Source organism: Streptomyces sp. NPDC026673, assembly GCF_040638135.1.
In the GTDB taxonomy this organism is placed as follows: domain Bacteria; phylum Actinomycetota; class Actinomycetes; order Streptomycetales; family Streptomycetaceae; genus Actinacidiphila.
In genome coordinates, this window is the sequence record NZ_JBEZXR010000008.1 from 130,312 (window position 1) to 156,248 (window position 25,937).

Below are 25,937 nucleotides of genomic sequence, written 5' to 3' on the forward strand. Positions count from 1 at the left end.
CGGGTGCGTCAACGGGCGGCGGCCGCCCGGAAGGTGCGCCGGTAGGCCAGGGGGGAGACACCGATGGCGGCATGGAGGTGCTGCCGCAGGGAGGTCGCGGTGGCGAAGCCCACCTCGCCGGCGATGCGGTCGACCGGGAGGTCGCTGGACTCCAGCAGTTGGCGGGCCCGGGCGACCCGCTGCTGGATGAGCCACTTCCCCGGGCTCATCCCGACCTCGTCCCGGAAGCGCCGGGCGAAGGTCCGCAGGCTCATCCGGGCGTGGTCGGCGAGGTCGTTCAGGGTGAGCGGCAGGTCCAGGTGCTCCAGCGCCCACTGCCGTGTCGCCGCCGTGCCGGTGTCGGTCGGCGCGGGCACGGGCTGCTCGATGTACTGCGCCTGGCCGCCCTCCCGCCAGGGCGGTACGACGCAGACGCGGGCGACGAAGTTGGCCACGGCGCTGCCGTGGTCGGCGCGCACCAGGTGCAGGCAGACGTCCACGCCGGAGGCCGCGCCGGCCGAGGTGAGGATGTCGCCGTCGTCGACGAAGAGCACGTCCGCGTCGAGCGCCACCCCGGGGAACATCCGCCGGAAGTGGTCGGCGAGCGCCCAGTGGGTGGTGGCGGGACGGCCGTCGAGGAGCCCCGCGGCGGCGAGCGTGAAGGCCGCCGTGCAGATGGACACGATGCGCGTGCCCGGCCGGATCATGCCGAGCGCGGCGGCGACCGGGGCGGGGAGCTCCTCGGTGATCCGCCTCATCTCGTACGGCGGGATCACGACGGTGTCCGCGGTGGCCAGCACCTCGGGGCCGTGCTCGACGGCGACCGAGAAGTCGGAGTCGGTGCGTACGGGGCGGCCGTCGACCGTGCAGGTCAGCACCTCGTAGCGGTCCCCGGCCGAGCCGAAGACGCGGTTGGGGATGCCCAGCTCGAAGGGATAGACGCCGTCGAGGGCGAGGACGACCACACGATGCATGGCACGATCTTATCGGATGATGGCAATCAGGCCATTTTCCGGTGCGGTGTCCTTCGGCACGCTGGAGCGCATGACCGAAACGAACCCTCACACCATGCGCGCGATCACCCAGGACGTCCTCGGCGGCCCCGAGGTCCTCCGCGAGGCGGAGCTGGCGCGCCCCGCCGCCGGCATCGGGCAGGTCCTCGTCCGCGTGCACGCCGCCGGCCTCAACCCGACCGACACCAAGCACCGGCAGAGCGGGCTCTTCCTCGGGGCGCCGCCGTTCGTCCTCGGCTGGGACGTCTCCGGCGTCGTGGCGGAGACCGGGCTGGGAGTGGCCCTCTTCCGGCCCGGCGACGAGGTCTTCGGCATGCTCCCCTACCCGCACGGCGCCGGCTCCCACGCCGAGTACGTGACCGGGCCCGCCCGTGCCTTCGTGCGGAAGCCGTCCGGCATGAGCCACGAGGAGGCCGCCGCGGTCCCGCTGGTGGCGCTCACCGCCTGGCAGGCCCTGGTCGACATCGCCGGGCTCCGGCCGGGGCAGCGGGTGCTCGTCCACGCGGCCGCGGGCGGCGTCGGCCATGTCGCCGTCCAGATCGCCAAGTCCCTCGGCGCGTACGTCATCGGCACCGCGAGCGCCGCCAAGCACGACTTCCTGCGCGGCCTCGGTGCCGACGAACTGATCGACTACCGCACGACCGACTACGCCGAGGCCGTCCGCGACGTGGACGTCGTCCTCGACCCCCTCGGCGGCCCCGAGTCGGTCCGCTCCCTCGGCACCCTGCGCGAGGGCGGGCTGCTCGTGACGCTCCTGCCGATCGGCGTGCCGGAGCTGCGGGCCGAGGCCGAGCGCCGGCGGGTGCGCGCCACCGGCATGCTCGTCGAGGCCGACCACGCCGGCATGGCCGCGGTCGCCCGCCTGGTCGAGGAGGGCGCCCTGCGCGTCACGGTCGCCGACACCTTCCCGCTGGCCGAGGCCGCCAAGGCGCACGCGTCCCTGGAGACCGGGCGCACGACGGGCAAGCTGGTCCTCACCGTCCGCTGACGGCCGCGACCGGGGCGGGCCGTACGGGCACCGGGGCAGGGCTCGAACCTGCGTCCACCCGGTCCCGAGCCGGGCGCTCCACCGCTGAGCTTCCCGGTGCCCGTACAGCCCCCGACGGGAGCAGGGCTCGAACCTGCGTCCAGCCGGTTAAGAGCCGGCTGCTCCACCACTGAGCTTCCCCGTCGGTACCCCGATCCTGGCCGCCACGGCGGCGGGACGTCAACGCAATTGGGCGTCGACGTCCGCGGCCGCCGGACGGAGCGGGCGTCCCGAGAAGAAGCCCGCCGACCGCAGCACACTCGCCAGCACCGGGTCACCGACCTCCACCCCGTGCACCAGCTCCGGCGTGGGCCGGAACGGCACCGCCCGCGCCGCCGGGCGCGGTTCGGTCCAGCCTCCCGCGACGGGGTCGACGCCGTGCCGCCGGCAGACCTCCTCCACCAGGGACCGCGGGCATTCCGCCTCACCGCGCAGCACCTGCCAGGGCAGCGGGAGTTCGGCCCAGACGCCGGTGTCCGGATGCAGCCCTCCGCCCGTCGACCGGTGCCAGGCGGCCACGTCCGCCGCGACCAGGAGCAGCACCTTGCCGGGGCAGACCCGGTCGGCGATCTCCTCGGCGTCCATGGCCCGCAGGAGCGCGAACCAGTTCGTCCGGGCCTTGGTCCAGGCGCGCGCGGTCTGGTTCCAGGTCGTCGAGTCGTCGCCGCGGCGCACGATCATCGTCGCGCGGTCCAGCGGCTGGTGCCGCCATGCCGTCTCCAGCAGCTCCGCCACCTCCAGCAGGAAGCGGTACCAGATCCCGAGGAGCCGTCCCCGCCGCCCGTCGTCGAGGTGGCCGAGTACCTCGGCGGTCGGGTGGACGTGTGCCACGGCGTACCAGTTGGTGCGTTCCGGCCGCCGGCGCAGCTCCTCGAACAGCGCGTCCGCCACCTCGTCGTAGGCGGGCTGCTGGCCCGAGACCGTGAACTCGCTGCGCAGGTTGGCCCGTGCGGTGAGGTAGGCGACGAAAGCCGCGGTCGGGGCGTCGGACGCGAACTCCTCGTACGCCAGCCGGGAGGCGAGTCCGCTCTTGCCGATCAGCGTCACCTCCCGCTTGCGCTGCTCCACCAGGATCCGCGCCAGCTTGGCCTCCATGCGGCGCAGCAGCCGGAAGCGCTTGTTGTACTGCCGCTTCGACATCTCGCCCAGCCCGGCCTCCGCGCGCCCGGCGCGGTCGAGGCGGTCGGCCAGGAAGTCGCTCGCCCCGAACCGCTTGGCGATCTGCTCGCCGGCCGCCCGGATGGCGGCCTCGACCTGTGCCGGATCGTCCCCGGCGGCCGCGGTCGGCTCCGGCAGCCCGGGGAACAGCTCCGCGAAGCGCGCCAGTTGGCGCTGCGCCCCGACGGGCCGGGCGAAGTCCTCCAGCATCGAGGTGTAGCCGTGCCAGAGGGTGCGCAGCGAACCGCGCGCCGCCTTCTCCAGCGCGTGCCGGGTGCGGCGGGCCGGTCGCCTGCCGCCGCCGTCGAGCAGCCGGAGGGCGAGGTGGGCGATGTCCTCGGGGCGCTTGCGCCGGTCGAGGGACGCGTGCAACTCCCGCAGGACCGAGGTGTTCTGGGACATGCGCCCAGGGTGGCGCAGGCGGGGGCCGCGGAACCACCGGTTAATCGCGGAGTCGTCACCTCGAACGCGAGGCGGGCGACGGCCCTCCGGCCTCCCCCGGCATCGACAAGCCCACCGCCGAGGCGCGCATCACCGAGGCGCCGGCCGAGATCGTGGCGGCGCGCGAACAGCGGTGAGCGCCCTCCCGGGTGGGGCGTGATTCGATGAGGGCCGTCGTGGCCCCGCCCGGGAGGATCGGAACCCTGAACACCACGCTCGCGGAGGCGTTGTCCGTCGCGCTGCTGCTCCTCGTCCTCGCCGGCGCGGTGATTCGTCCGTTCGGACTCCCGGAGGCGGTGATCGCCGTGCCGGCCGCCGCGGTGGCCGTGGGGAGCGGGGCGATCCCGCTGGAGCACGCGCGGGAGGAGGCGGAGCGGCTGGGCCCGGTGATCGGGTTCCTGGCCGCGGTGCTGGTGCTGGCGAAGCTCTGCGACGAGGAGGGGCTGTTCCGGGCCGGTGGGGCGTGGATGGCCCGGGTGGCCGCGGGGCGGCCGCGGCGGTTGCTCGGGGCGGTCTTCGTACTGGCGTCGGCGGTGACGGCGGCGCTCAGCCTGGACGCCACGATCGTGCTGCTGACCCCGGTGGTGTTCGCGACCGCCGCACGGCTGGGGGTGCGGCCGAAGCCGCATGTGTACGCGTGCACGCACCTGTCGAACACCGCCTCGCTGCTGCTGCCCGTCTCGAACCTGACGAACCTGCTGGCGTTCGCGGCCAGTGGGCTGAGCTTCACCCGCTTCGCCGGGCTGATGGTGCTGCCGTGGCTGGTGGCGATCGCCGTGGAGTACGTCGTCTTCCGGCGCTGGTTCCGCGGCGACCTGGCGGCCGCCGTCGCCGTCCCGGACGGCGCCCAGGTACCGCCGCTGCCGGTGTTCGCGCTGGTCACGGTGGTCTGCACGCTGGCCGGTTTCGTGGTGACCCCGGCGCTCGGCGTGGATCCGGCGTGGGCGGCCGCGGCCGGGGCGCTGGTGCTGGCCGTACGGGCGGTGGCGCGGCGGCGGATGACGGTGCGCGCCGTGGCGGGGGCGGCCGGGGTGCCGTTCCTGGCGTTCGTGCTGGCGCTGGGCGTGGTGGTCCGGGCGGTGGTCGACAACGGGCTCGCCGACGCGCTGGGCCGGATCGTGCCCGAGGGCACCGGGCTGCCCGCGCTGCTCGGCGTCGCGGCGCTCGCCGCCGTCCTGGCCAACCTGATCAACAACCTGCCCGCCGTGCTGGTCCTGCTGCCGCTGACCGCCCCCGCCGGGCCCGGCGCGGTGCTGGCCGTCCTGCTCGGGGTGAACATCGGCCCCAACCTGACCTATGCGGGATCGCTGGCCACCCTGCTGTGGCGGCGTATCGTGCATCAGCACGAACACGACGTGGACCTGAAGGAGTTCACCGTCCTCGGCCTGCTCACCGTGCCTGCGGCGCTGGGCCTCGCGGTGGTGGCACTGTGGGGTTCGCTGCACGTCCTCGGAGGGTGATGTCCGTGATCGTGACCGCCTGGATCGCCGAAGGAACCTGGCCCGCCTGCGTCGACGCCGTCCGCGGCCACGCGCCGGAGGCCGCCGACGTCGTCCTGCTGCACGTCAGCGGCCCCGACATCCCCGGCCTGGCGCACGCCGCCTATGCCGGGCTGCTGGGCCGCGGGCACCCGGAGCACGATCCGGGCACCCGGCTGGAGGACCTCGGCGCGGACTCCGCGGGCCGCCTGCTGGACGCCGCCGCGCGGCGCCTGGGCCGCCCGTGCCGCCGGGAGGAGCGGTCGGGGCGGGTGGAACGTGAGGTGGTGGCCGCCGCGGCGGGAGCCGATCTGCTGGTGATGGCCCGCGACGGAGACCTCGCGCGGCTGGGGCCGCGCAGCCTGGGCCCGGCGGCGCGCTTCGTCGTGGACCACGCGCCGTGCCCGGTCCTCCTGGTGTGGCCCGCGGCCGCGCCGGACGTGGCGACGCTCCCCCCGCCCCACCCGCCCCACTGACCCGGGCTCAGGCGGCGACGCCGTCGGGGGCCGCCGGCACGAACGGCATCAGCTCGTCCTGACCCGGCCGCACCACCCCGTAGGTGCTCTCGGGGACCTCGTGCCAGGCGTCCGGCAGATCGCCCAGCGGCTCGGACACCACGAGCCGGGTCTCGGCCGACACGCCCTGCAGGAACCACAGGTCCGGGTGGAGTTCCCGCAGCGAGTCCACCTTGCTGCTGTAGAACAGCGACCGCGAGCGGTGCTCGCTGGAGTAGCGGAAGGCCCACAGGCTCTCGCCGTCGGTGACCGCCACCGTCATCTGCACCGGGTACTCCACCCCGTGCTCGTGGCCGGTCCGTTCCACCAGGCCGACCATCCGCGAGACGGCGCCGGGCACGTCCTGGTCGAGGCCGAGGGTCAGCGTGAGGAAGAACATCACCTCGGAGTCCGTCGAGCCCTCCATGCAGGAGAACAGCGCCGGGTCGACGGCGAGCGCGAGGTCGCGGCGCAGCCGGTGGAAGTCGGTGACCGCGCCGTTGTGCATCCACAGCCAGCGGCCGTGCCGGAAGGGGTGGCAGTTGGTCTGCTGGATCGCGGTGCCCGTCGACGCCCGCACGTGGGCGAAGAACAGCGGTGAGGTGACGTGGTGTGCGATCTCCCTCAGGTTGCGGTTGTTCCACGCCGGGCCGATGTCCCGGATGATCGCCGGGGTGTCCAGGTCGGCGGCGTACCAGCCGATCCCGAAACCGTCGCCGTTGGTCGTCTCGACGCCCATCCGGGAGTGCAGGCTCTGGTCGATCAGGGAGTGCTGCGGCTTGTAGAGGATGTTGTCGAGCAGCATGGGGGTGCCCGAGTAGGCGAGCCACCGGCACATGAGCACCATTCCCTTCCTCGGGTCCCGTTCCCGGATCCCGGACTCAGGCCCCCGTTCTCAGGCCCCCGCCTCGGGCTTCGGCCAGGGCGACCTCGGCCCAGATCGTCTTGCCCTCCTGGGTGTGACGCGTTCCCCAGCGCTCGGTGACCTGCGCCACCAGCAGCAGTCCGCGGCCGCCCTCGTCGAAGACCCGGGCCCGGCGCAGGTGCGGCGCGGTGCCGCTGCCGTCGGACACCTCGACGATGAGGGTGGAGTTGTGGATGACCCGCAGGCCGATGGGCGGGGTCCCGTACCGGATGGCGTTGGTGACGAGTTCGCTGACCACCAGTTCCACGGTGTACGTGATGTCCCGCATCCCCCATGCCGCCAGGCGGCGGGAGACCTCGGCGCGGATCCGCGCCACCGCCGCGGGCTCGGCGGGCACGTCCCAGCCGACGACCTGGGAGGCGTCCAGCACCTTGGTACGGGCGAGGACCAGCGCGACGTCGTCGTCGGGCGGGTCGGGGACGAGTCCCACCAGGGTGTCGCAGACGGCCTCCAGCGGGCGGGCCGGCCGGGTGAGCGTGTGCCGCAGCCGTTCCGTGCCCGTGTCGACGTCCCGGTCGGCGGTGGCGATGAGGCCGTTGGTGTAGAGGAGGAGCAGGCTGCCGGGGTCGAGTTCGCGCTCGGCGGTCTCGAAGGGCAGCCCGCCCAGTCCCAGTGGCGGCCCGGGCGGTACGTCGAGGAGCTCCGCGTCGCCGTCCGGCGTGGTCAGGACCGGCGCCGGGTGGCCGGCGCTGGCGGCGGTGCAGCGTCGCGAGACCGGGTCGTACACCAGGTAGAGGCAGGTGGCGACGAGGTCGGTGACCAGGTTCTCCCCGTCGGGTTCGGTGACCTCCTCCGCGGCGAGGTGGGCGACCAGGTCGTCGAGGTGGACCAGCAGTTCGTCCGGTGGCAGGTCGACGTCGGCGAGGGTGCGCACGGCCGTCCGGAGCCGTCCCATGGTGGCGGAGGCGCGCAGCCCGTGGCCGACCACGTCGCCCACGACCAGCGCGACCCGGGCGCCGGAGAGCGGGATCACGTCGAACCAGTCGCCGCCGACGCCCGCCCCGCTGCCCGCGGGCAGATAGCGCGACGCGACCTCCACGGCCTCCTGGGGGCCGATCCGCTGCGGCAGCAGGCTGCGCTGGAGGGCGAGTGCGGTGGCGCGCTCCCGGGTGTAGCGGCGGGCGTTGTCGACGGCGACGGCGGCCCGGGCCCCGATCTCCCCGGCGACCTGGAGGTCGTCCTCGTCGAAGGGCTCCGGCCGGCGGTGCCGGGCGAGCACGGCGACTCCGAGGGTGATGCCGCGGGCCTGCAACGGAATGATCATCACCGAGTGGATCCCGTGCCGGCGCAGCATCTCGGCGCGCCCGGGGTCGCCCGCGGCCCACACGTCGATCGCGCGGTCCACGGTGCCGTGCAGCGAGGGGCGGCCGGTGACGAGGGAGAAGGTGGGCGGGGAGTCCTGCGGGTAGTGGTCCAGTTCCCCGGTCGGGGTCACGGACTCGGGCAGTCCCGGCAGCACGGACTGCTGGGCGGCGCGGCGGAGCGCGACCCCGGGATCGGCGGCCTTCGGTTCCACCCCGCGGAACAGCGGGTCGAGCAGGTCGACGGTGACGAAGTCGGCGAGGGTGCCCACCACCACGTCGGCCATCTCCTGGGCGGTGCGGCTCACGTCCAGGGTGCTGCCGATCCGGGTGCTGAGCTCGTTGAGCAGGGCGAGCCGCTCCCGGGCCAGATACTGCTCGGTGGTGTCGACGGCGGTGAGCTGGACGCGGGGTGTGCGCCGCAGCGGATCGGCGAGCGGGGAGAGCATGATCGTCCAGGAGCGGTGTGCCGATGTCGCCGGTGAGCGGATGCGCAGGTGCAGGTCCTGCGACTCGCCGGTCTCCAGGACGCGCCGGACGCCGTGCTCGACCGCCCGGCCCGCGTCGCCCGGGAGGATCTCCGAGGGACGCCGGCCCCGCATCTGCTCCTCGGACAGCCCGGCCTCGCGCTCCATTCCCTTGCTGGTGCGCAGCGCCCGCAGCTCGTTGTCGAAGATCGCCATGGGCAGCACCGACTGGTCGAAGGCCTCCTCGACCACGCTGTCCACCGCGCCCCAGTGCCGCCGGTCGACCGGCGAGACCACGATGAGCCGCTGCGGCCTGCCATGGCCGTCCAGCGACGGGTAGATCCGCACGGATACGTCCAGGTGGCGCCCGTCCCGGCGGCGCAGCACCGATCTGCCGCCCCAGCCGAAGGGCATCGCGAGGAACCACTCGGTGGCCTGGGCGGTGTCCGCGCCGAGCAGCTGTCCGGCCGGCTGCCCCACGACCTCGTCGTGCCCGTACCCGAGCAGCCGTTCCGCCTCGCTGCTCCAGCCGGTGACGATGCCCTGGGCGTCGATCACGGCCGTGGCGGGAACGGCCTGATCGGGCCCGGGTGGGCGGTCGCCGTCGAAGTCGTCGTCGAGGCTGGAATCTCGCATCGCCATCCGTCGCCGTTCTCGCCCGTCCTGGCCCGGCTCCCCTCCCCCGGACGGCCGCCTTGGCCCTTCTCCACTTCTACCGCTCCTGGCCCGCGCCCGCAGGTCGGCGCCGGTCGCCGGGCCGCGGGCCGCCTCAGCCCGTGGGGCCGGGCGACGCGGCGACGTCGCAGCGCGCGGGCGGGAGCGTTCCGTCGCTGCCGGTGAGGGTGACCACGGCGGTGCCGTCGCGGCCCTCGGCGGCGGCGGCGGTGCAGACCAGTTGGCGCAGGGCGTTGTCCCGGAGCTTCCGTACGGGGAAGGGGGCCGTGATCCAGAGGGCGCCCGGGGAATTCCTGACGTCGACGGGGCCGGTGGGCTCGGGCAGTCCGGTGGTCAGCCCGGCCTCCTCCCTCTCCTCGGGGAGCGGGCCGTCCAGCAGCGCGCTCATCACCTTCGCGGTCGGTATCGGCGGGGACTGCTCGTTGTACTCCCCGAGCTGCCGGACGACGACGGCGGGCCGGCCGTCGTCGGCGAGGAAGAACAGCACCAGCCGGTTGCCGGCCGAGGGGTAGACGACGGTGGTGGCGGGCCCGCCCGCCTCGACCACCGCGGATTCCGGGACCCCGCAGCCCGCGAGCAGCGCGGCGACCGCCGCGCAGCCGGCCGCCGGGGCGAGGGCGCGCCTCACGGGGTGTCCTCCGGGGCCGGGCGCGCCTCCAGCGGCATCCGCACGGTGAGGACGGCTCCGCCGCGCGGGCCGTTCGCGGCCCGGACGGTGCCGCCGTGCAGATGGACGTTCTCCCTGGTGATCGCGAGTCCCAGACCGCTGCCCGAGGAGCGGGTGCGGGCCGCGTCGGCCTTGTAGAAGCGGTCGAATATGTGCGGCAGCACCTCCGGGGCGAAGCCCGGTCCGCTGTCGGCGACCTCGACGACGAAGCGGGCCTCCGAGCCGTGGTCGGCCTCGGTGTGCAGCCGGACCCGGACGGGGGCGCGGCCGTGCCGCAGCGCGTTGCCGACGAGGTTGGCGACGACGACGTCGAAGCGCCGCGGATCGAGCCGGGCCCGGATGCCCGCGGGCAGTTCGGTGGCCACCTGCCCGGGATCGGTCCAGCGCCGCGTCGCCAGGGTCTTGCGGACGGTCTCCGCGACGTCGACCTCGTCGGTGTTGAGCTCGGCGGCCTTGGCGTCGAAGCGGGATATCTCGATCAGGTCCTCGACCAGGACGGCGAGTTTGCCGGTCTCGGCGCTGATGAGGCGGACGGCGGCCGCTGTGTCCGGGGCGAGCCGGTCGGCGTCCTCGTCGAGTACCTCGGTGACCGCGAGCATCCCGGCGAGCGGGGTGCGCAGTTCGTGCGAGACGTCGGATGCGAACCGGCGGGCGCGGGCCTCGGCCCGGCGCAGTTCCGTCACGGACCGCTCGAGTTGCAGCGCCGACTCGTTGAAGGTGTGGGCGAGGTCCGCGAGTTCGTCGGTGCCCTTCACCGGGATCCGGGTGTCGAGTTCGCCGCGGCCGATCCGCTGCGCCGCCCTGTGCAGGTCGCGGACCGGGCGGAGCACGCTGCGCGCGGCGAGCAGGGCGGGGACGAGGGCGACGGCCAGGGCGGGGAGCGCTCCGTCGCGGGCCGCGGTGACCATGGCCCGGATGTTGTCCCGTTCGGTGGCCAGCGGCATCACGGCGTACAGCACGAGTCCGCTGGGGCGGGCGACGGAGCCGGTCCGGAAGACGGTCGGCACGGCGATGGTCAGCCAGGGGGTCCCGCCCTTGTCGACCCGCTGGAAGGTCCCTTTGGGGTGCGCCAGCGCGGCGCGCCGCAATTCGGGGGTGATCACCGTGGAGACCGGACTGGTGCCGGAGGAGACCCGCATCGACCCGTACTCGGCGAACACCACCCAGGTGTGCGGCTGGCTCTTGCGGGCCATGTCGCGGAGCAGTTGCCGCAGGACCGCGGGATCCGGCGGAAGGGGGGTGACGAGGGTGCCGGCCTGCTCGCGGAAGGAGGAGACGGCGGTGTCCTGCGCCTGCTCGAGGATGGCGTTGCGCGCCTCCCGGTAGGTGAGGGCCGCCGTGGTGCCCGCGCTGACCGCCGCGACCAGCAGGAAGGCCATGATCAGCCGGGTGCGCAGCCCGATCCGGGCTCTCCAGCGGATCACAGGGGCCCGAAGCGGTAGCCGAAGCCGCGCAGCGTCTGTATGTAGCGGGGGCTGCCGGGCACGTCCTCGATCTTGTTGCGCAGCCGCCGGACGCACGCGTCGACCAGCCTGGCGTCCCCGTGGTAGCTGTGCTCCCACACGTGTTCCAGCAACTGCTGGCGGCTGAAGACCTGTTCGGGGGCCGCGGCCAGGTACAGCAGCAGTTTCAGCTCGGACGGAGCGAGCGCCAGCCGCTGTCCCGACTTGGCGACACCGAGCCCCGCACGGTCGATGGCGAGGTCGCCGTGGAACTCGACGGCCGGGCGTCCGCCCGGCTCCTCGATACGGCGCAGCACGGCCCGGATGCGGGCCTCGATCACCTCGGTGCGGGCGGGTTTGACGATGTAGTCGTCGGCCCCCGCCTCCAGTCCGACGACCACGTCGAAGTCGTCGCCGCGGGCGGTGAGCATGATGATCGGCAACTGGCTCGTCTCGCGCACCCGCCGGCAGACCTGGACGCCGTTCATGCCGGGCAGCATCAGGTCCAGCAGCAGCAGATCGGGCTGGAACTCGACGACGGCCGCGAGCCCGGCCTCCCCGGTCGCGGCGGTCCGCACCTCGTGACCACGGCGGCGCAGGCCCAGTTCGACACCCTCGCGCACGGAGGGGTCGTCTTCGATCAGCAGTACGCGCGGCATGAGCGGAGTATCGCAACTCATCCTGCACCGCGCCGTACTTTGCCGGCCGCCGTCCGCAGGGCGGCCTCGACCTCCGCCAGCCGCAGCGGCCGGGCCGCGGCGGCGAAGACCAGCGCGATGACGGCCGTCCCGGCCGCCGCGGCGGCGAGCGGGCCCAGCGGCGCGGCCAGCCCGGCCGCCGGACGGCCCAGTGCGGCGGCGGGGACCGCGACGAGCAGCAGCCGGGCCAGCGCGCCCGCGGTCGGCGACCGCCACGGCCCGCGCCGGCCGCCGGGCGCCGCCAGCCGTCGGTCCAGCACGTACGCGGTGACCGCCCAGCCCGCGAAGAGCGCCAGCGAGTACCCCCCGGCCATGCCGGTGACCGCCCAGCGGGCGGGGAGCAGCAGATAGGCGGTGACGGACAGCCCCGCGTTGAGTCCGGAGATCACCAGGTTGAGCAGGAACGGGGTCCGGGTGTCGCCGAGCGCGTAGAAGGTGCGCGAGAGCACGTACTGCCCGGAGAAGGCGACGAGTCCGGGGGCGAAGGCCACCAGGGTGTTCGCCATGACCGCGACGTCGGCGGCGTCGGTCCTGCCGTGCTCGAAGACCAGGGCCATCGCGGGTCCGGCGAGCGCCAGCAGCGCGCACGCCGCGGGCACGACCACCGCCGAGCTGCTGCGCAGCGCGTAGGCGACGTCCCGGCGCACGCGCCCGGGGTCGCCGTCGGCCGCCGCGTCGCTCATCCGCGGCAGCAGGGCGGTGACCAGCGAGACCGTCACGATGCCGTGCGGCACGGCCCAGAGCAGATAGGCGTTGTTGTACGCGGTGAAGCCGGCGCCGCCGTCGACACCGAGGGCCGCGGCGCGCTGCCCCGCGGAGGTGGCGAGCCGGGTCACCACCCAGTACGCGACCTGGTTGGTGAGCACCAGCAGCACCAGCCACCCGGCGGAGCGCAGCGGCCGGGCCAGCCCGCTGCCCCGCCAGTCGAACCGCGGCCGCCACCGGAAGCGGGCCGCCCGCAGCGACGGCACCAGGGCCAGCGCCTGTACCGCGATGCCGGCCGTGGTGCCCCAGCCGAGCAGCGCGGTCTCGCCCGCGGTCAGCCCGCCGCCGGTCCCGGCCGTGGCCAGGTACAGGCCGAAGACGGCGATGACGACGAGGTTGTTGAGGACCGGGGTCCACATCATCGCGCCGAACCGGCCCCGGGCGTTGAGCACCTGCCCGAGCAGCGTGAACAGGCCGAGGAAGAAGATCTGCGGCAGGCAGGACCGGGCGAAGGCCACCGTCGTCGCCGCCTGCGCGCCGGTGTATCCGGTGTACGCGGCCACGATCGCCGGGGCGGCCAGGACGGCGGCCGTCGTGATCAGCAGCAGCGCGGCGGTGCAGAGGGTCAGCAGCCGGTCGGTGTAGGCGGCGCCGCCGTCCTCGTGCTCCTTGGCCGCCCTGACCAGTTCGGGCACGAAGACCGCGTTGAGGGCGCCGCCCAGCAGCAGCATGTAGACGATCGTGGGCACCGAGTTGCCGACGGAGTAGCCGTCCGCGGCCAGCCCGATGCCCAGCGCGGCGGCCACGATCGCGGACCGCACGAAACCGGTGGCGCGGGAGACCATCGAGCCCGCCGCCATGACGGCGCCGCTGCGCAGCACCGAGCGGGGCGCGGGGGCCGGGGCGGCGGCCCCGTCCGCCGGACGCGCCGCCGCGGGGGCGCTCACCGTCGTGCCATGTAGAGCCGGAACGCCCGGTAGAGCGCGTGGTTGGCGGTTCCGTCCAAAGCCGTCTCCCATTCCCCCAGGGTCTCGACGACCTGCCCGCCGGTGCCGAGCTTCCACCGCGTGAGACCGAACGCCCGGTCCTCCGGGTCGAGTGTGGAGGGTACCCCGCGCATGTCGTACTCCAGTGCGCCCTGCGCGTGGGCGTCCCGCAGCATGCGCCACTGCAGGGCGTTGGAGGGCCGGACCTCGCGGCGGTGGTTCGCGGAGGCGCCGGTCTGGTACCAGACCCGCCGGCCCACCGTGATCATGGTGTGGGCGGCGAGGACCTCGCCCTCGTGCCGGGCCAGGTAGAGCTTCATCCGGCCCGGCTGCTCGGCGTTGAGGGCCTCGTACTGCCGCCGGTAGTACTCCAGCGAGCGGCCCAGCCGGAAGCCGTCGCGCTCCTCGGTGAGCGTCAGCAGCCGGAAGAACTCGGGGAGATCCTCCGGGCCGCCCACGCCCACCTCGACGCCCGACTTCTCCGCCCGCCGTATGTTGCGCCGCCACTCCTGGTTGAGCCCGGACCACAGGTCGTCGGTGGAACGGCCGGCCAGCGGGACCCGGAAGACATGACGGGGCTGGGCGTCCGCGTCGCCGTCCCGGTCGTCGCCGCAGCGCTGCCAGCCGCGGGCCCGCAGCCGCTCGGCCACGACGGTGCCCAGCGGATCGACCTCGCAGGCCAGGACGTCGGACAGGCGTCGTCCGAGGCCGGTCGCCCCCTTGACCGCGGCGGCGTCCCAGCGGCGGTGGGCGGGCGAGGGGCCGATGCGCACGGCGAAGGCGCCCAGTCGCCGCAGGTGGTGCAGCAGGGGCGTGAGCCAGGCGTCGACATCGGGGTCGGCCCAGTCGGTGACCGGGCCCTCCGGCAGGTAGGCGAAGGACTTCCGCGTCCCGGGGAACTGGCGCAGCAGCACCAGCGCGACCCCGCTGAGCTCCCCGGCTCCGGCGCCCTCGCGCGGACCCCAGCCGAGCAGCCGGGACTGCCAGCCCGGCTTCACCCGGGCCCAGGACGGGCACTGCAGGAAGCCCGGGCCGAGCGCGGAGCCGGGGCGGGACGCCAGGAACGAGCGGTACGTCTCGGTGTCGACCGGCCGGAGCCAGGCCTGCCGGGGGCCGCAGCCCGCGGTCACGAGCAGCGCTGACACTGCGCCTCCCTGGGATGTGGTCGGTGGGAACGCAGGAAGGCTCACAGCCGTGCATGACGGTCCCGCGCGGCGAATGTGACCGGACCATGACCGTTCCTGTGCAGCTGCCGTCACACGGCCGCGAGGCGCTCCCCGGCGGCTCTCCGCGGCCTAGAGTCCCCGGAGTCCGGCCGTTTCCCGGCCGATTCCCCTTCCCTCCCGGAGGTCTTCGTTGTCCCGGAAACGCGTGGGTCCGATACGCCGGACCCGCCTGCGCCCCGCCGCCGTCACGGCCACCGCGCTGACCGCCGCGCTCGCCGTCGCGCTCTCCGCCTGCTCGGGCGGCGCCCCGGCGGCGACCCGCACGGCGGGCGGCACCGGGCAGGGGAAGGACCGGCCGGCGACCGTCACCGTCACGCCCCACGGAGGGAAGCCGCGGGCCGGCGAGCCCGTCCGGGTCACCGCGAAGGGCGGCACCCTCACCAAGGTCACCGTCACCGGACCCGGCGGGGGCGTGCTGGCCGGCACCCTGTCCGCGGACCGCCGCACCTGGACCTCCGACCGCAACGTCGTTCCCGGCGCCTCGTACACCGTGCGGGCCGCCACCCGCACCCCGGGCGGGACCGTCGGCGGGGCCGACGCCGGCTTCACCACGGCCGCCGCGGGCAAGGTCAACAAGGTGGACTGGCGGCCCGGCGACAGCAGCACGGTCGGCGTGGCCCAGCCGATCTCCCTGGTCTTCGACAACCCGGTGGCGGACAAGGCCGCAGTGGAGAGGCAGCTCGAGGTCACCACCTCCAACGGAACCGAGGGCTCCTGGGGCTGGCTGAAGGACTACTCCGGCCGGGACCGGGTGGACTGGCGGCCCCGGGAGTACTGGCGGCCCGGCACCAAGGTCACCCTGAACGCCCGCCTGAACGGCACCGACTCGGGCCCCGGCGGCGGCTGGTTCGTCCGCGACTACAAGGCCGGCTTCACCGTGGGAGCCCGGCAGGTGGTCAAGGTCGACCTCGACCGCAAACGGCTCACCCTGCAGCGCGACGGCCGTACCGTCCGTACGATCCCGGTCTCCGGCGGCACCCCCGGCCCGAACACCGGGTCGTGGCGCGGCACGGCGGTGGTGCTGGCGAAGGAGGGCACGGTCCGGATGAACTCCGAGACCGTCGGCCTCGGCAAGGCCTACGACGAGATGGTCGAGGACTCGATCCGGCTCACCTGGTCCGGGATGTACGCGCACGCCGCCCCCTGGAACGCGGCGTTCTTCGGCCGGGCCAACCGCAGCCACGGCTGCGTCGGGATGAGCACCGCCGACGCGGACTGGCTGTACTCCCGGGTGAGGGTCGGGGACCCCTTCGAGATCAGGGGCGCGGAGGCCAAGGGCACGGTCGCGCCGAACAACGGCTTCGGCGACTGGAACCTCGACTGGGACCGGTGGCGGGAGAAGAGCGCGCTGGACTGACCCCCGTCCGGGGGCGCCGCGGACGGCCGGCGGTGGTTGCCTGGAAGGGGTGGCACCACCGCACCGCCGAGAGGAAGGCACCGCCATGACCGGCTCCGGCTTCACCGCACAGTCCACCGCCGCCGAGGTCGTCGGCGGCATCGACCTCACCGGCCGCCGCGCCGTCGTCACCGGCGCGGCCTCCGGCATCGGTCTGGAGACCGCCCGCGCCCTGGCCGGCGCCGGTGCCGAGGTCACCCTCGCCGTCCGGGGCACCGCCGCCGGCGAGCGGGCGGCCGGGGAGATCACGTCCGGCATCGGCGGCGGGCGGGTCCTGGTCGCCCCGCTCGACCTGGCGGACCAGCGCTCCGTGGCGGCCTTCACCGCCGCCTGGCACGGCCCGCTGGACATCCTGGTCAACAACGCCGGCGTGATGATGACCCCCGAGACGCGCACGCCCGAGGGCTGGGAGCTGCAGTTCGCGACCAACCACCTCGGCCACTTCGCGCTCGCCACCCGCCTCCACCCGGCCCTGGCCGCCGCCGGCCGCGCCCGTGTGGTCTCCCTCAGTTCGGTCGCCCACCTGCGCTGCCCGGTGCACTTCGACGACATCCACTTCCGGCAGCGCCCGTACGATCCCGGACTCGCGTACGCCCAGTCCAAGACCGCCAACGTGCTGTTCGCGGTGGAGGCCCACCACCGCTGGGCCGGCGACGGCATCACCGTCAACGCCGTCCACCCCGGGGCGGTCCTGGGCACCAACCTGTCCCGCCATCTCACCCGGGAGGCCCTGGACGCCGCCGTCGCGTCGGGCGGCCACACCTTCAAGACGCCTGAGCAGGGGGCCGCCACCGCCGTCCTCGTCGCCACCGCGCCCCGCTACGAGGGCGTCGGCGGGCGCTACTTCGAGGACTGCGCCGAGGCCCACCGCCACATCCCCGGCACCTCCGGCGGCGTCTCCGACCACGCGCTGGACCCGGACTCGGCCGCGCTGCTGTGGCGGGTGTCGCTGGACACCCTCGCGGCGGACATACGGGGCTGACGCCCCTACGGCGGCGCCGCGGGCGGTCAGTGCGGGAAGGTCCGCGGCGGACGCTGGCGCGGCAGCTCGTCGCGGAACTCCTCGACGATCGAGCTGATCTGCCGGGTGAGCCGGGTCCGTTCCAGCCGGTCGAGGTAGAGGTTGCGGGCGGCCAGGCCCACCGCGTCCACGCAGAAGTACACGGCCATCAGCGGGTTGACGAACAGCTCGCTGTGCTTGGTGCGTTCCGTGAACCGCACGTCCCCGAAGTCGCCGCGCACCGCCGCCGCGACCGAGCCGTGGACGATGCTGGGGTACTCCGGTGTCGACTCCTGCGCGTGCGCGACCGCCGACAGGTACAGCCCGCCCTCCCGGCTGGCGCGCGGCAGCGAGAAGGCGCCCAGGTAGGCGCCGTCCCGCTCCAGGGCCGCCAGGTTCTCCAGGACCAGGGAGTGGTTCACCCCGTGGTAGGCGTCGACTCCGAAGCCGAGGCAGGCCACCAGCCGGTGCGGGACGTCGGTGAGTCCGTTGACCGCGGCCAGGCTGGCCATGTCCTCCTCCGGTGTGCCGAGTCCGCTCTCGTCGCCGCGCATGAGGATGTCGGTCCCGCCGTCCACCAGCACGATCGCGTCGACCCCGCCGAGGTGGCCGATCAGCGCCCGGTAGGCGGCCCGCAGAGGCGCGACGCCCGTCCGGCACAGCGCGTACACGGTCGAGGGCAGGCCCTGCCCCTCCAGCCAGCGGGCCAGGGACCGTTCCGGGAAGTAGTCGCCGCGTGCGGTGGTGTCGGGGCCGACGGCGGCGACGTCCTGGTCCAGCCATACGTCGAGGTCCAGGCCGTACAGATCGGCGAAGGAGAGGTTGGCCAGGTGGACCTCCTTGCCCGTCGCCCGCAGGGCCAGCGCGATCGGCAGCCCGGCATAGACGTCGAAGCCGCCGCCGGCCCCGGCGACGAGCACTCGCCGGGCGTCGCGCAGTCGGGTGAACAGGGCGGGTTCGAGGAGGGAGAACACCGCAGGAAGGTAACAGCCGTTCGGGCCGGCGGCCGGTGAATATCGGGCCTGCCGCCGGGGACCGGCGGACCGCCGCCCCCGGGGGGTGTCGGTGCCCGGGCCTACACTCGGCCGGATGGTGACGGAGACGGATGTCGCACTCGCCGACGGGCGGACACTGCATGTGTACGACACCGGGACGGGCGGTGAGGGCGACCGCCCGGGGCCGGTGGTCCTCTGGCACCACGGCACACCCAACGTCGGCACGCCCCCCGAGCCGCTCTTCGCCGCTTCCGCCGCGCTCGGCATCCGCTGGGTGTCGTACGACCGTCCTGGGTACGGCGGTTCGACGCGCCGCCCCGGCCGGGACATCGCCTCGGCGGCCGCCGATGCGGCCGCGGTCGCCGACGCCCTGGGCATCGGCCGGTTCGCGGTCATGGGCCACTCCGGCGGCGGCCCGCACGCGTTGGCGTGCAGCGCCCTGCTGCCGGACCGCGTCCCGGCCGTGGTCGCGGTGTCCGGCCTGGCGCCGTTCGGTGCGGAGGGGCTCGACTGGTTCGCCGGGATGGGGCCGTCCGGCGCGGCGGAGCTCGGCGCGGCGGTCGAGGGCCGGGCGGCGCTCGAGGCGCGGCTGGCGGCCGACGAGTTCGACCCCGAGCTCTTCACCCCGGAGGACCACGCCGCCCTGGCGGGCGACTGGGCGTGGCTCGGGGCGGTCGCGGGCGAGGCACTGGAGGGCGGTCCGGACGGCATGGTCGACGACGACCTCGCGTATGTGGCGCCGTGGGGCTTCGATCCGGCCGGCACGACGGCGCCCGTGCTGGTCCTGCACGGCGGGGCGGACCGCATGGTGCCCGCCGCACACGCTGCGTGGCTGTCCCGGCGCTGTCCCGCCGCGGAGCTGTGGCTGCGGCCGGGCGAGGGGCACATCTCGGTCCTGGGCTCCGCGACGGACGCGCTGGACTGGCTCGTCGAGCGGGCCCGCCGGGGCTGAGCGCGGGGCGGCTCCGTCCACAGGCTGTGGACGGAGTAGGCGTGGTGCGGGCGGCCCGGGAAGAGCCGGGACGCGTAACCGGTTCCGCCCCGGATTCGGCTGAACTGTCCCTCTGGCCTGGGAAGTTGGGCGCGTCGAGGGCAACCATGCGCCGTGTTCGGATGTCTGAACGGATACCCCCCGGCCGGTCCGCGGGGCGGCGGCGGCACCACGCCGGAGACGATCGAGCGCCATGGGGGCGGCGCCTCGGGGCACAGACGGAGGACCCGGACGACCGTGGACGCACAAGGCGGCAGGAACATCGACCCCGCGGACCAGTGGGTCCTCGACCCGGCGACCGGTGACTACCGGTTGCGGCTGGACTCGGACAGCCCCCCGGCCCCCACCGTGCCCCGGCAGGGCGGCCGACGGGCGCGCCGCGAGGAGCAGCGGCCCGTACCGGAGCCCGGCGGCGGCCGCCGCCGCGGCCGCGGGGCCCCGGCGTCCCGCAAGGCCAAGCGGTCCACGAAGCGGAAGGTCCTGATGTGGACCGCGGGCACGCTCGGATTCGTGCTGCTCGCGGGCAGCGGCGGCGCCTGGTTCCTGTACCGGCACTTCGACGGCAACATCGCCACCGTGGACGTCGGCACGGCGGGCAGCAGGCAGGCGACCAGCAAGGACGCGGTGAACATCCTGGTCATCGGCACCGACACCCGCGCCGGCCTCGGCGCGAAGTACGGGGACGCCGGCAGCGTCGGGCACGCCGACACCACGATCCTCTTCCACGTGGCGAAGGACCGGTCCAACGCGACCGCGATGAGCATCCCGCGCGACATGGTCACCGGCATCCCGGACTGCCCGACCAAGCAGAAGGACGGCTCCACCAAGACGATCCCCGGGACGGCGCAGGGGAGGTTCAGCCCGCGCTTCAACGAGAGCCTGGGCCAGTCGGGGCGCGACCCGGGCTGCACCATGCGGACCGTCACGAAGATCACCGGCCTGCCGATCGACCACTTCGTCCTGGTCAACTTCGAGGCCGTGAAGACCCTGTCCACGGCGGTCGGCGGGGTGCCGGTCTGCCTCACCCACCCCATCAAGGACACGACCCCCGAGGGCGAGGGCTCCCATCTGGACCTGCCCGCGGGACCGGCCAAGGTCCAGGGCGAGCAGGCCCTGGCCTTCGTCAGGACCCGTCACTCGCTGAAGAACGGCAGCGACCTGGACCGCATCGACCTGCAGAAGCAGTTCCTGGCGTCGATGATCCGTCAGATGAAGTCCGGTGACACCCTCACCGACCCGACGAAGCTCTTCAAGCTGGCGAACGCGGCCACCAAGTCGCTCACGGTGGACACGGGCATCGGCGGCGTCGCGAAGCTCACCGAGCTCGCCAAGGACCTGAGCCGGGTGGATCCCGAGCACATCACCTTCACGACGCTCCCGGTCATCGACAATCCGGCCGAGGGGACGAAGCACGCGACGGTCGTCGTGGACGACACGAGGGCGCCCGCGCTCTTCAAGGCGATCAAGAACGACGTGTCGCTGACCAAGGCGAAGAAGAAGCCGGCGGCCACCGACACCAAGCTCCGCGGCGCCAAGGCGGATCCGTCGGAGGTCCGGGTCCTCGTCCACAACGGCGGCGGTCCCCAGGGCGCCGCGCAGACGACCCTGGAGTGGCTGCAGAACACCAAGGGCGTGTCCCACTCCACCAACGGCGGCAACGCACCCGGCGGGAAGCAGGACCGCACGACCCTGGAGTACGCGCCCGACCAGGCCGACCAGGCCCGTGCCCTGGCCGCGATGATGGGACTTCCGGCCGCCGCCCTCCGCCCCGGCAAGGCGGACGCCGAACCCGGCGCGAACATGACCCTCACCCTGGGCGGCGACTACCGGGGCGCCGGGAAGCCGCTCGCCGACCCGGACCGCCTTCCGGACGACATCCCGCAGGCGCGCGCCGACAAGGAGGAATGCGTCGGCTGAGCCCCGGCAGGACGCTTCGCCGCGCCGCGCCTACGGTGGGAAGGAGGAAGGGGCGCCCCGCGCGCCCGGGATGCGACGGCAAGGAGCGCCCCATGTCCCGCAGCGACAACATCTCCGTCCTGGAGGGCTTCGGAACAGCGGTGAACAGCGGCCACCTCGACGAACTCGACGCGTACGTCGCGGCCGGATCGGTGGACCACGACCCGGCCCCCGGGCAGGCGCCCGGGCCGGAGGGCTACGAGGAGATGTTCGGCGCGATGCGGCGGGCCTTCCCCGATCTGCACGTCGAGGTCGAGCACGTCATGGCCACCGACAACGAGATCGCCTTCGCGTACACCATCACCGGTACGCATCTCGGCGAACTGATGGGCCACCCGCCGACGGGGCGGACCGTGAGCTACCGGGGCATGCAGATCAGCCGGTTCGAGGACGGGAAGATGGTCGAGCGCTGGGGGAGCAGCAACGAACTCGGCATGCTGCGCCAACTCGGCCTCGTCACCTGACGGTCGCGGAGTACGGGGCGGGGCCGGGAGCGGTGCGGGCGACGCCGGACCGCCGGGCCAGGCGCAGGATCGTCCAGGCGTACAGCGGCAGTACGACCGCCGCCGCCGCGAGCAGCCGCCAAGTGGCGTCCGCGGAGGCGGCGGCCGCCCCCGTCGGGCCGCCCGCGGAGGCGGCGTACAGCAGGTGGGCGGTGAGGCCGCCGGCCACGTGGAAGGCGACGGCCGCCTCCAGGCCGCCGGTGCGCAGCACCAGCAGTCCGAGCACGAGACTCAGCAGGAACAGACAGCCGAAGCCCCACGGTGTCGACCGTCCGTAGGTCAGGGCGAAGAGCAGGCCCGCGAGAACCGGGCCGGCCCAGGGCGTGCGCAGATAACAGCCGACGAGCTGCGGGAGCCAGCCGCGGAAGACGTACTCCTGGGCCGCGGCCTGGAGCGGCACCAGCAGGAGGAGCACCGCGGCGGCCGGGAGTGACGGCCGGCCCGCCCACTGCGCGGACGTGAACCCGGCGGACGGGGTCCCCGACAGGTGCCCCAACAAGAGCGCCAGGGAGCACATCGCCGACGTCGCGGCCGCGGCCACCACCAGGCAGACCGCCAGCCAGCGCCACCGGCACCGCCCCGTCACCGAGGTCAGCGTCCCGGCCCTGCGGTGCTGGGCCAGGCGGGCGGCGAGCAGCACCACCGGGAGCATCAGCGCCGGTACGACGAGCCGGAACACGTCCCGCCACACGGGATGCCCCCGCAGGGCGTCGGCGCTGCCGACGTCGACCCCCGTCGCCTGGGCCACCAGCACCAGCACGATCACCACCGTGGTCGACAGGACCAGCCAGCCGCTCACGGCCACCAGCGCGGCCAGGAGCGGGCGCCACCACCGGTGCGGCTCGGTCCGGCCCATCCGGTGGTAGGGCGTGCCGGCGGGCGGCAGGTCGGCCAGGTAGGTGTCGGCGGGGTGGGCCGGCGGGCCGCCACGGGGCGGGTCGTCCGCCGTTGCGGGGTAGGGGGCGGGCATCCGTCTCACCTCGGTCCCGAGGGGCTGGGCAGGGTCCTCGCATCGCGTGATGCGGTCTCCACCCAGCAGACACGGGTGAGGGCGGGCCCGTCATGCCACAGGAATTCGTGGCTTGACGGGCCCGCCCTCACCGGCTACGCCAGCGGGCGACCGTCAGAGGCGGCCGACGTCCACCACGGCCTGCGCGAAGGCCGCGGGCGCCTCCTGCGGCACGTTGTGCCCGATGCCCTGCAGGGTCCGGTGCGCGTACTTCCCGGTGAACTTGGCCCGGTAGGCGGAACCGTTCCCCGCCGGTGTGAACGGATCGACCGCGCCGTCGAGGGTGATGGTCGGCACCGTGATGACGGGCCCGCGGGCGAGGCGCGCCTCGATGTCGTCGTAGCGCGACTCGCCCTCGACCAGGCCGAGCCGCCAGCGGTAGTTGCCGATGACGATGGGGACGTAGTCCGGATTGTCGAAGGCGGCGGCGGTGCGGTCGTAGGTGGCGTCGTCGAAGCCCCAGGTCGGCGAGTTGAACTTCCAGACGAGGCGGCCCAGATCGTGCCGGTTCCGCTCCAGGCCGAGCCGGCCCCGCTCCGTGGAGAAGTAGTACTGGTACCACCACGCCCATTCGAGCTTCGGCGGCAACGGCTGCTTGTTCGCCTCGCGGTTGGTGATGAGATAGCCCGTCACGGAGACCAGGCCGGCGACCCGTTCCGGCCACAGGGCCGCGATGATGTCGGCGGTCCGCGAGCCCCAGTCGAATCCGGCGAGGATCGCCTTCTTGATGCCCAGGGCGTCCATCAGCGCCACGATGTCCAGGGCGAACACCGCCTGCTGGGCGTCGCGCGGCGTCGTATGCGACAGGAAGCGCGTGGTCCCGTGCCCCCGCAGGTAGGGGACGACGACCCGGTAGCCCTTCGCCGCCAGCAGCGGCGCGACGGCCTCGTAGCTGTGGATGTCGTAGGGCCAGCCGTGCAGCAGGATCACCGCGGGGCCGTCGGCCGGGCCGGCCTCGGCGTAGCCGATGTCCAGGACCCCGGCCTCCACCTGCTTCAGCGGGCCGAACGCCGCGGCGTCCCCGGGTCGTTCCTTCCCCGGGCCGGCGGGCGGCGCGGGCTTGTTCTCGTCGGACGCGGTCGTCGAGCACGCCGTGGCGAGTCCGGCCAGTGAGGCCGCGACCGCTCCCGTGCCGACGATCGTGCCGAAGGTCCGCCTGTCGATCATCCGAGACCTTCCCTGGACAGCGGGTGCGGGCACTGGATTAGCCCATGCCCCGCGCGGCGCCGCCCGCGTCGCGCGGGCCGGAAAGATCAGCCCCATGGCCCACGCGGGCCCCGCGTGGGCCCCGCGTGGCGGCCGGACGGGTGAAGTCGGGGGCCTGACGCAACCGCCGGGCCGACGGCGGCTGTCCTGCACGGCGAGTCCGGTCGACCACGTCCGAGATCCGAGAGGAAACACCATGAGCCTTCTCGATACTCCGCAGCAGTCACTGGCCGGCGTCGCGGTCGGCGCCCAGACCCTGGCCGCCGTCGACGCACGCTGGGTCGAGCTCCACGCCGCGCTCATCGCGGCCGGGGTGCCCCCGCTCCCCGGGGACAGCGACGCCGTGCACACCATCGCGCGCCGGCTCGACGACGCCACGGTCAGCGCCGTCGTCGCCTGGATCGACAGCGCGGCGTCCCGCTGAGCCCGGGCCTCGTGAGCGCGCCGTACCCGCCGTACACGAGGGCGCCCGGCGCCCGGCCGGAGGACCCGGTGCGGACGGCCCGGCCGTGACGCCCGGCGCCTCGGGGCGTCGGCGGGACGGGGCACGGCTCTCCCGGTGGCGGCCGCGGGCGTGGGCCGTCGGGGACGGCCGGACGCTGCCGGGCAATCTGCGGGCGATCGCCGAGGCCCTGCGTCCCGCCTACGACCGGGCCGTCGAGGAGGGCGGCGCCGACCCGGTCGAGACGGTGATCCGCGCCCAGATCACGCTGACCGCGGACGACCTGCGCTCCAACAAGGACCTCGCCCCCTGGTGGAGAAGGGCGCCCTCGCCGTGGTCGGGGCGTACTACTCCCTCGACACCGGGCGGGTGGAGGTCCTGACCGGCGCCCCTTCCTGAGCCCCGCCCTGCGGGACTTGCAATCCACCATGCCCTTTCGGCAACCTCGGAGGTGTGGGAAGCGCGAGGCGAGAGGTGCTGGACGCGGTCGGACCGCGTCTGCGGGAGCTTCGGCGTGCGCGCGGCATGACGCTGGCCGAGCTGGCCGAGCGGACGGAGATCAACGAGAGCACGCTGTCCCGCCTCGAGGGCGGGAGCCGCAAGCCGACGCTGGAGCTGCTGCTCACCCTGGCGGAGGTCTACGCGGTGCCGCTCGACGAGCTGGTCGGCGCCCCCCGCACCGGCGACCCCCGTATCCACCCGCGTCCGGTCAACCGGGGCGGCATGACGTTCGTGCCGCTGAGCAGGCCCGGCGGCGTCCAGGCGCACAAGTTGCTGATCCCGCCGCAGCCCGGCACGGAACCCGAGCTGAAGACCCACGAGGGATTCGAATGGGTCTACGTCCTGGCCGGCCGCCTGCTGCTGCTCCTCGGCGACCGGCGCCTGGTCCTGAAACCGGGCGAGGCCGCCGAGTTCGACACGCACGTCCCGCACTGGCTCGGACCCGACGGCGAGCACACCGTCGAGCTGCTCGTCCTGTTCGGGCGCGAGGGCGAGCGGGCCCACCTCAGGGCCCGCACCACCCGGGGCCGGGCCGACTGAGGGCCGTCCGCCCCGCCGCCCGGACCGTCCGTCCGGTCTCCCGTACGAGGTCGTCCGCCGTTGTGGCGCGCCCATCGCGCGGCCGGGCCGGTTTCGCGGGTGCTCGGCGCTGATCCCGCGGGGCTCACCGCATGACTGACGTCCCCCGGGCACCGGCCTCCGCGCATGTCACGGTTCTGTCCCGAGGGGGGCCCTGGCAGCCGATCTGTTTGACACGTCTCGGACCACCCCTTCATCATCATTCCACTAATCGAGTAGCTAAAGGGTGTTGAGCTTTCGTGGAGTTCCGCATCGACAGGCGGAGCGGGATCGCCGCCTATCAGCAGATCGTGCAGCAGACCAAGCAGGCCCTGCGGCTGGGCGTTCTGATGCCGGGGGACCGGCTGCCCACCGCCAAGGAGGTCGCCGAGACCAGCGCCGTCAACCCGAACACCACGCTCAAGGCCTACCGGGAGCTGGAACGCGAGGGGCTGGTCGAGCCGAGGCCCGGACTGGGCACCTTCATCCGCCGGTCGCTGGCCCGCCCCCAGGCGGGGGCCGATTCCCCGCTGCGGGGGGAGCTGGAGGCGTGGATGGCGCGGGCACGCGAGGCGGGCCTGGAACGGGAGGACGTCGCCGCGCTGGTCGCGGCGGTCCTGGAGGAGCGGTACGCCGAGACCGAGGCGGCCGCCGGAACAGCGGAGAGCCGGGAAACGAGGATGACCAGTGCGTGACGC

23 protein-coding genes and 2 tRNA genes are annotated in these 25,937 nt (G+C 74.2%); 11 read left to right on the forward strand and 14 right to left on the reverse strand.

The genetic code is table 11. The annotated features are described in order from the left end of the window. Positions 1-8 precede the first annotated feature (8 nt). On the reverse strand, positions 9-953 hold the full coding sequence (locus AB0F62_RS09440; RefSeq protein ID WP_361794389.1) for a helix-turn-helix domain-containing protein: 945 nt from the start codon (positions 951-953) through the stop codon (positions 9-11). Positions 954-1,023: 70 nt separating this feature from the next. On the opposite strand from AB0F62_RS09440, the gene AB0F62_RS09445 reads away from it, so the two are divergent. Then, positions 1,024-1,980 carry an NADP-dependent oxidoreductase gene (locus AB0F62_RS09445; RefSeq protein ID WP_361794392.1) on the forward strand — a complete coding sequence of 319 codons (957 nt, stop codon included), beginning with the start codon at positions 1,024-1,026 and terminating at the stop codon, positions 1,978-1,980. 26 nt (positions 1,981-2,006) lie between these two features. Here the strand turns inward: AB0F62_RS09445 and AB0F62_RS09450 are convergent. From AB0F62_RS09450 to AB0F62_RS09460, 3 genes are all read right to left on the reverse strand, one after another. Further along, positions 2,007-2,080 (reverse strand) — tRNA-Pro (locus tag AB0F62_RS09450). 12 nt (positions 2,081-2,092) lie between these two features. Next, positions 2,093-2,164 (reverse strand) — tRNA-Lys (locus tag AB0F62_RS09455). Positions 2,165-2,199: 35 nt separating this feature from the next. Further along, entirely contained in the window at positions 2,200-3,579 is a 1,380-nt protein-coding gene (locus tag AB0F62_RS09460; protein WP_361794395.1) for a hypothetical protein, read from the reverse strand. Positions 3,580-3,821: 242 nt separating this feature from the next. On the opposite strand from AB0F62_RS09460, the gene AB0F62_RS09465 reads away from it, so the two are divergent. Continuing rightward, a complete protein-coding gene (locus tag AB0F62_RS09465; protein ID WP_361794520.1) occupies positions 3,822-5,078 on the forward strand; it encodes an SLC13 family permease in 1,257 nt (418 codons plus the stop codon). Beyond that, positions 5,078-5,572, forward strand: coding sequence for a universal stress protein (locus tag AB0F62_RS09470; RefSeq protein ID WP_361794398.1), 495 nt, complete (start codon positions 5,078-5,080; stop codon positions 5,570-5,572). The genes AB0F62_RS09465 and AB0F62_RS09470 overlap by 1 nt, the downstream gene beginning before the upstream one ends. A 7-nt stretch (positions 5,573-5,579) precedes the next feature. Here the strand turns inward: AB0F62_RS09470 and AB0F62_RS09475 are convergent, their stop codons facing one another. The 7 genes from AB0F62_RS09475 to AB0F62_RS09505 form a co-directional block, all read right to left on the reverse strand. Further along, entirely contained in the window at positions 5,580-6,428 is an 849-nt protein-coding gene (locus tag AB0F62_RS09475) for a class II glutamine amidotransferase (protein ID WP_361794523.1), read from the reverse strand. 43 nt (positions 6,429-6,471) lie between these two features. Further along, positions 6,472-8,919 (reverse strand): SpoIIE family protein phosphatase, encoded by a 2,448-nt coding sequence (locus AB0F62_RS09480; protein ID WP_361794401.1) that lies wholly within the window; start codon positions 8,917-8,919, stop codon positions 6,472-6,474. A 133-nt stretch (positions 8,920-9,052) separates the two neighbouring features. Then, entirely contained in the window at positions 9,053-9,586 is a 534-nt protein-coding gene (locus AB0F62_RS09485; protein WP_361794404.1) for a hypothetical protein, read from the reverse strand. Then, the gene (locus AB0F62_RS09490; protein WP_361794526.1) at positions 9,583-11,004 is read right to left on the reverse strand and encodes a HAMP domain-containing sensor histidine kinase; all 1,422 of its coding nucleotides are present in this window, start codon (positions 11,002-11,004) and stop codon (positions 9,583-9,585) included. The genes AB0F62_RS09485 and AB0F62_RS09490 overlap by 4 nt, the downstream gene beginning before the upstream one ends. A 41-nt stretch (positions 11,005-11,045) precedes the next feature. Further along, positions 11,046-11,726, reverse strand: coding sequence for a response regulator transcription factor (locus AB0F62_RS09495; protein WP_361794406.1), 681 nt, complete (start codon positions 11,724-11,726; stop codon positions 11,046-11,048). Between the two features lie 17 nt (positions 11,727-11,743). Beyond that, the gene (murJ, locus tag AB0F62_RS09500) at positions 11,744-13,351 is read right to left on the reverse strand and encodes a murein biosynthesis integral membrane protein MurJ (RefSeq protein ID WP_361794529.1); all 1,608 of its coding nucleotides are present in this window, start codon (positions 13,349-13,351) and stop codon (positions 11,744-11,746) included. Between the two features lie 62 nt (positions 13,352-13,413). Then, on the reverse strand, positions 13,414-14,601 hold the full coding sequence (locus tag AB0F62_RS09505) for a peptidoglycan bridge formation glycyltransferase FemA/FemB family protein (RefSeq protein WP_361794409.1): 1,188 nt from the start codon (positions 14,599-14,601) through the stop codon (positions 13,414-13,416). A gap of 226 nt (positions 14,602-14,827) precedes the next feature. Here AB0F62_RS09505 and AB0F62_RS09510 point away from each other — a divergent pair, with 226 nt between their 5' ends. Both AB0F62_RS09510 and AB0F62_RS09515 read left to right on the forward strand, forming a co-directional pair. After that, positions 14,828-16,039, forward strand: a complete 1,212-nt coding sequence (locus AB0F62_RS09510) for an Ig-like domain-containing protein (protein ID WP_361794412.1) — start codon at positions 14,828-14,830, stop codon at positions 16,037-16,039. Positions 16,040-16,124: 85 nt separating this feature from the next. Further along, positions 16,125-17,060 (forward strand): SDR family NAD(P)-dependent oxidoreductase, encoded by a 936-nt coding sequence (locus tag AB0F62_RS09515; RefSeq protein ID WP_361794415.1) that lies wholly within the window; start codon positions 16,125-16,127, stop codon positions 17,058-17,060. A 26-nt stretch (positions 17,061-17,086) separates the two neighbouring features. On the opposite strand, the gene AB0F62_RS09520 is transcribed toward AB0F62_RS09515, so the two are convergent. Then, positions 17,087-18,052 (reverse strand): DUF1152 domain-containing protein, encoded by a 966-nt coding sequence (locus AB0F62_RS09520; protein ID WP_361794418.1) that lies wholly within the window; start codon positions 18,050-18,052, stop codon positions 17,087-17,089. Positions 18,053-18,167: 115 nt separating this feature from the next. Between AB0F62_RS09520 and AB0F62_RS09525 the strand changes: the two genes are divergently transcribed. The 3 genes from AB0F62_RS09525 to AB0F62_RS09535 all read left to right on the forward strand — a co-directional run bounded on the left by AB0F62_RS09525 (position 18,168) and on the right by AB0F62_RS09535 (position 21,484). Next, positions 18,168-19,025, forward strand: a complete 858-nt coding sequence (locus tag AB0F62_RS09525) for an alpha/beta hydrolase (RefSeq protein WP_361794421.1) — start codon at positions 18,168-18,170, stop codon at positions 19,023-19,025. Between the two features lie 276 nt (positions 19,026-19,301). Then, a complete protein-coding gene (locus AB0F62_RS09530) occupies positions 19,302-20,981 on the forward strand; it encodes an LCP family protein (RefSeq protein ID WP_361794424.1) in 1,680 nt (559 codons plus the stop codon). 92 nt (positions 20,982-21,073) lie between these two features. Next, entirely contained in the window at positions 21,074-21,484 is a 411-nt protein-coding gene (locus tag AB0F62_RS09535; protein WP_361794427.1) for an ester cyclase, read from the forward strand. Here the strand turns inward: AB0F62_RS09535 and AB0F62_RS09540 are convergent. Then, positions 21,477-22,493 carry a CPBP family glutamic-type intramembrane protease gene (locus AB0F62_RS09540; protein WP_361794429.1) on the reverse strand — a complete coding sequence of 339 codons (1,017 nt, stop codon included), beginning with the start codon at positions 22,491-22,493 and terminating at the stop codon, positions 21,477-21,479. The genes AB0F62_RS09535 and AB0F62_RS09540 overlap by 8 nt on opposite strands. A gap of 153 nt (positions 22,494-22,646) precedes the next feature. Continuing rightward, complete coding sequence (locus tag AB0F62_RS09545) at positions 22,647-23,699, reverse strand: alpha/beta hydrolase (RefSeq protein WP_361794432.1); 1,053 nt, start codon at positions 23,697-23,699, stop codon at positions 22,647-22,649. Between the two features lie 235 nt (positions 23,700-23,934). Between AB0F62_RS09545 and AB0F62_RS09550 the strand changes: the two genes are divergently transcribed. The 3 genes from AB0F62_RS09550 to AB0F62_RS09560 all read left to right on the forward strand — a co-directional run bounded on the left by AB0F62_RS09550 (position 23,935) and on the right by AB0F62_RS09560 (position 25,934). After that, on the forward strand, positions 23,935-24,162 hold the full coding sequence (locus tag AB0F62_RS09550; protein ID WP_361794435.1) for a hypothetical protein: 228 nt from the start codon (positions 23,935-23,937) through the stop codon (positions 24,160-24,162). A 471-nt stretch (positions 24,163-24,633) separates the two neighbouring features. After that, positions 24,634-25,221 (forward strand): helix-turn-helix transcriptional regulator, encoded by a 588-nt coding sequence (locus tag AB0F62_RS09555; RefSeq protein WP_361794438.1) that lies wholly within the window; start codon positions 24,634-24,636, stop codon positions 25,219-25,221. Between the two features lie 278 nt (positions 25,222-25,499). Next, on the forward strand, positions 25,500-25,934 hold the full coding sequence (locus AB0F62_RS09560; RefSeq protein WP_361794441.1) for a GntR family transcriptional regulator: 435 nt from the start codon (positions 25,500-25,502) through the stop codon (positions 25,932-25,934). Positions 25,935-25,937: the final 3 nt, after the last annotated feature.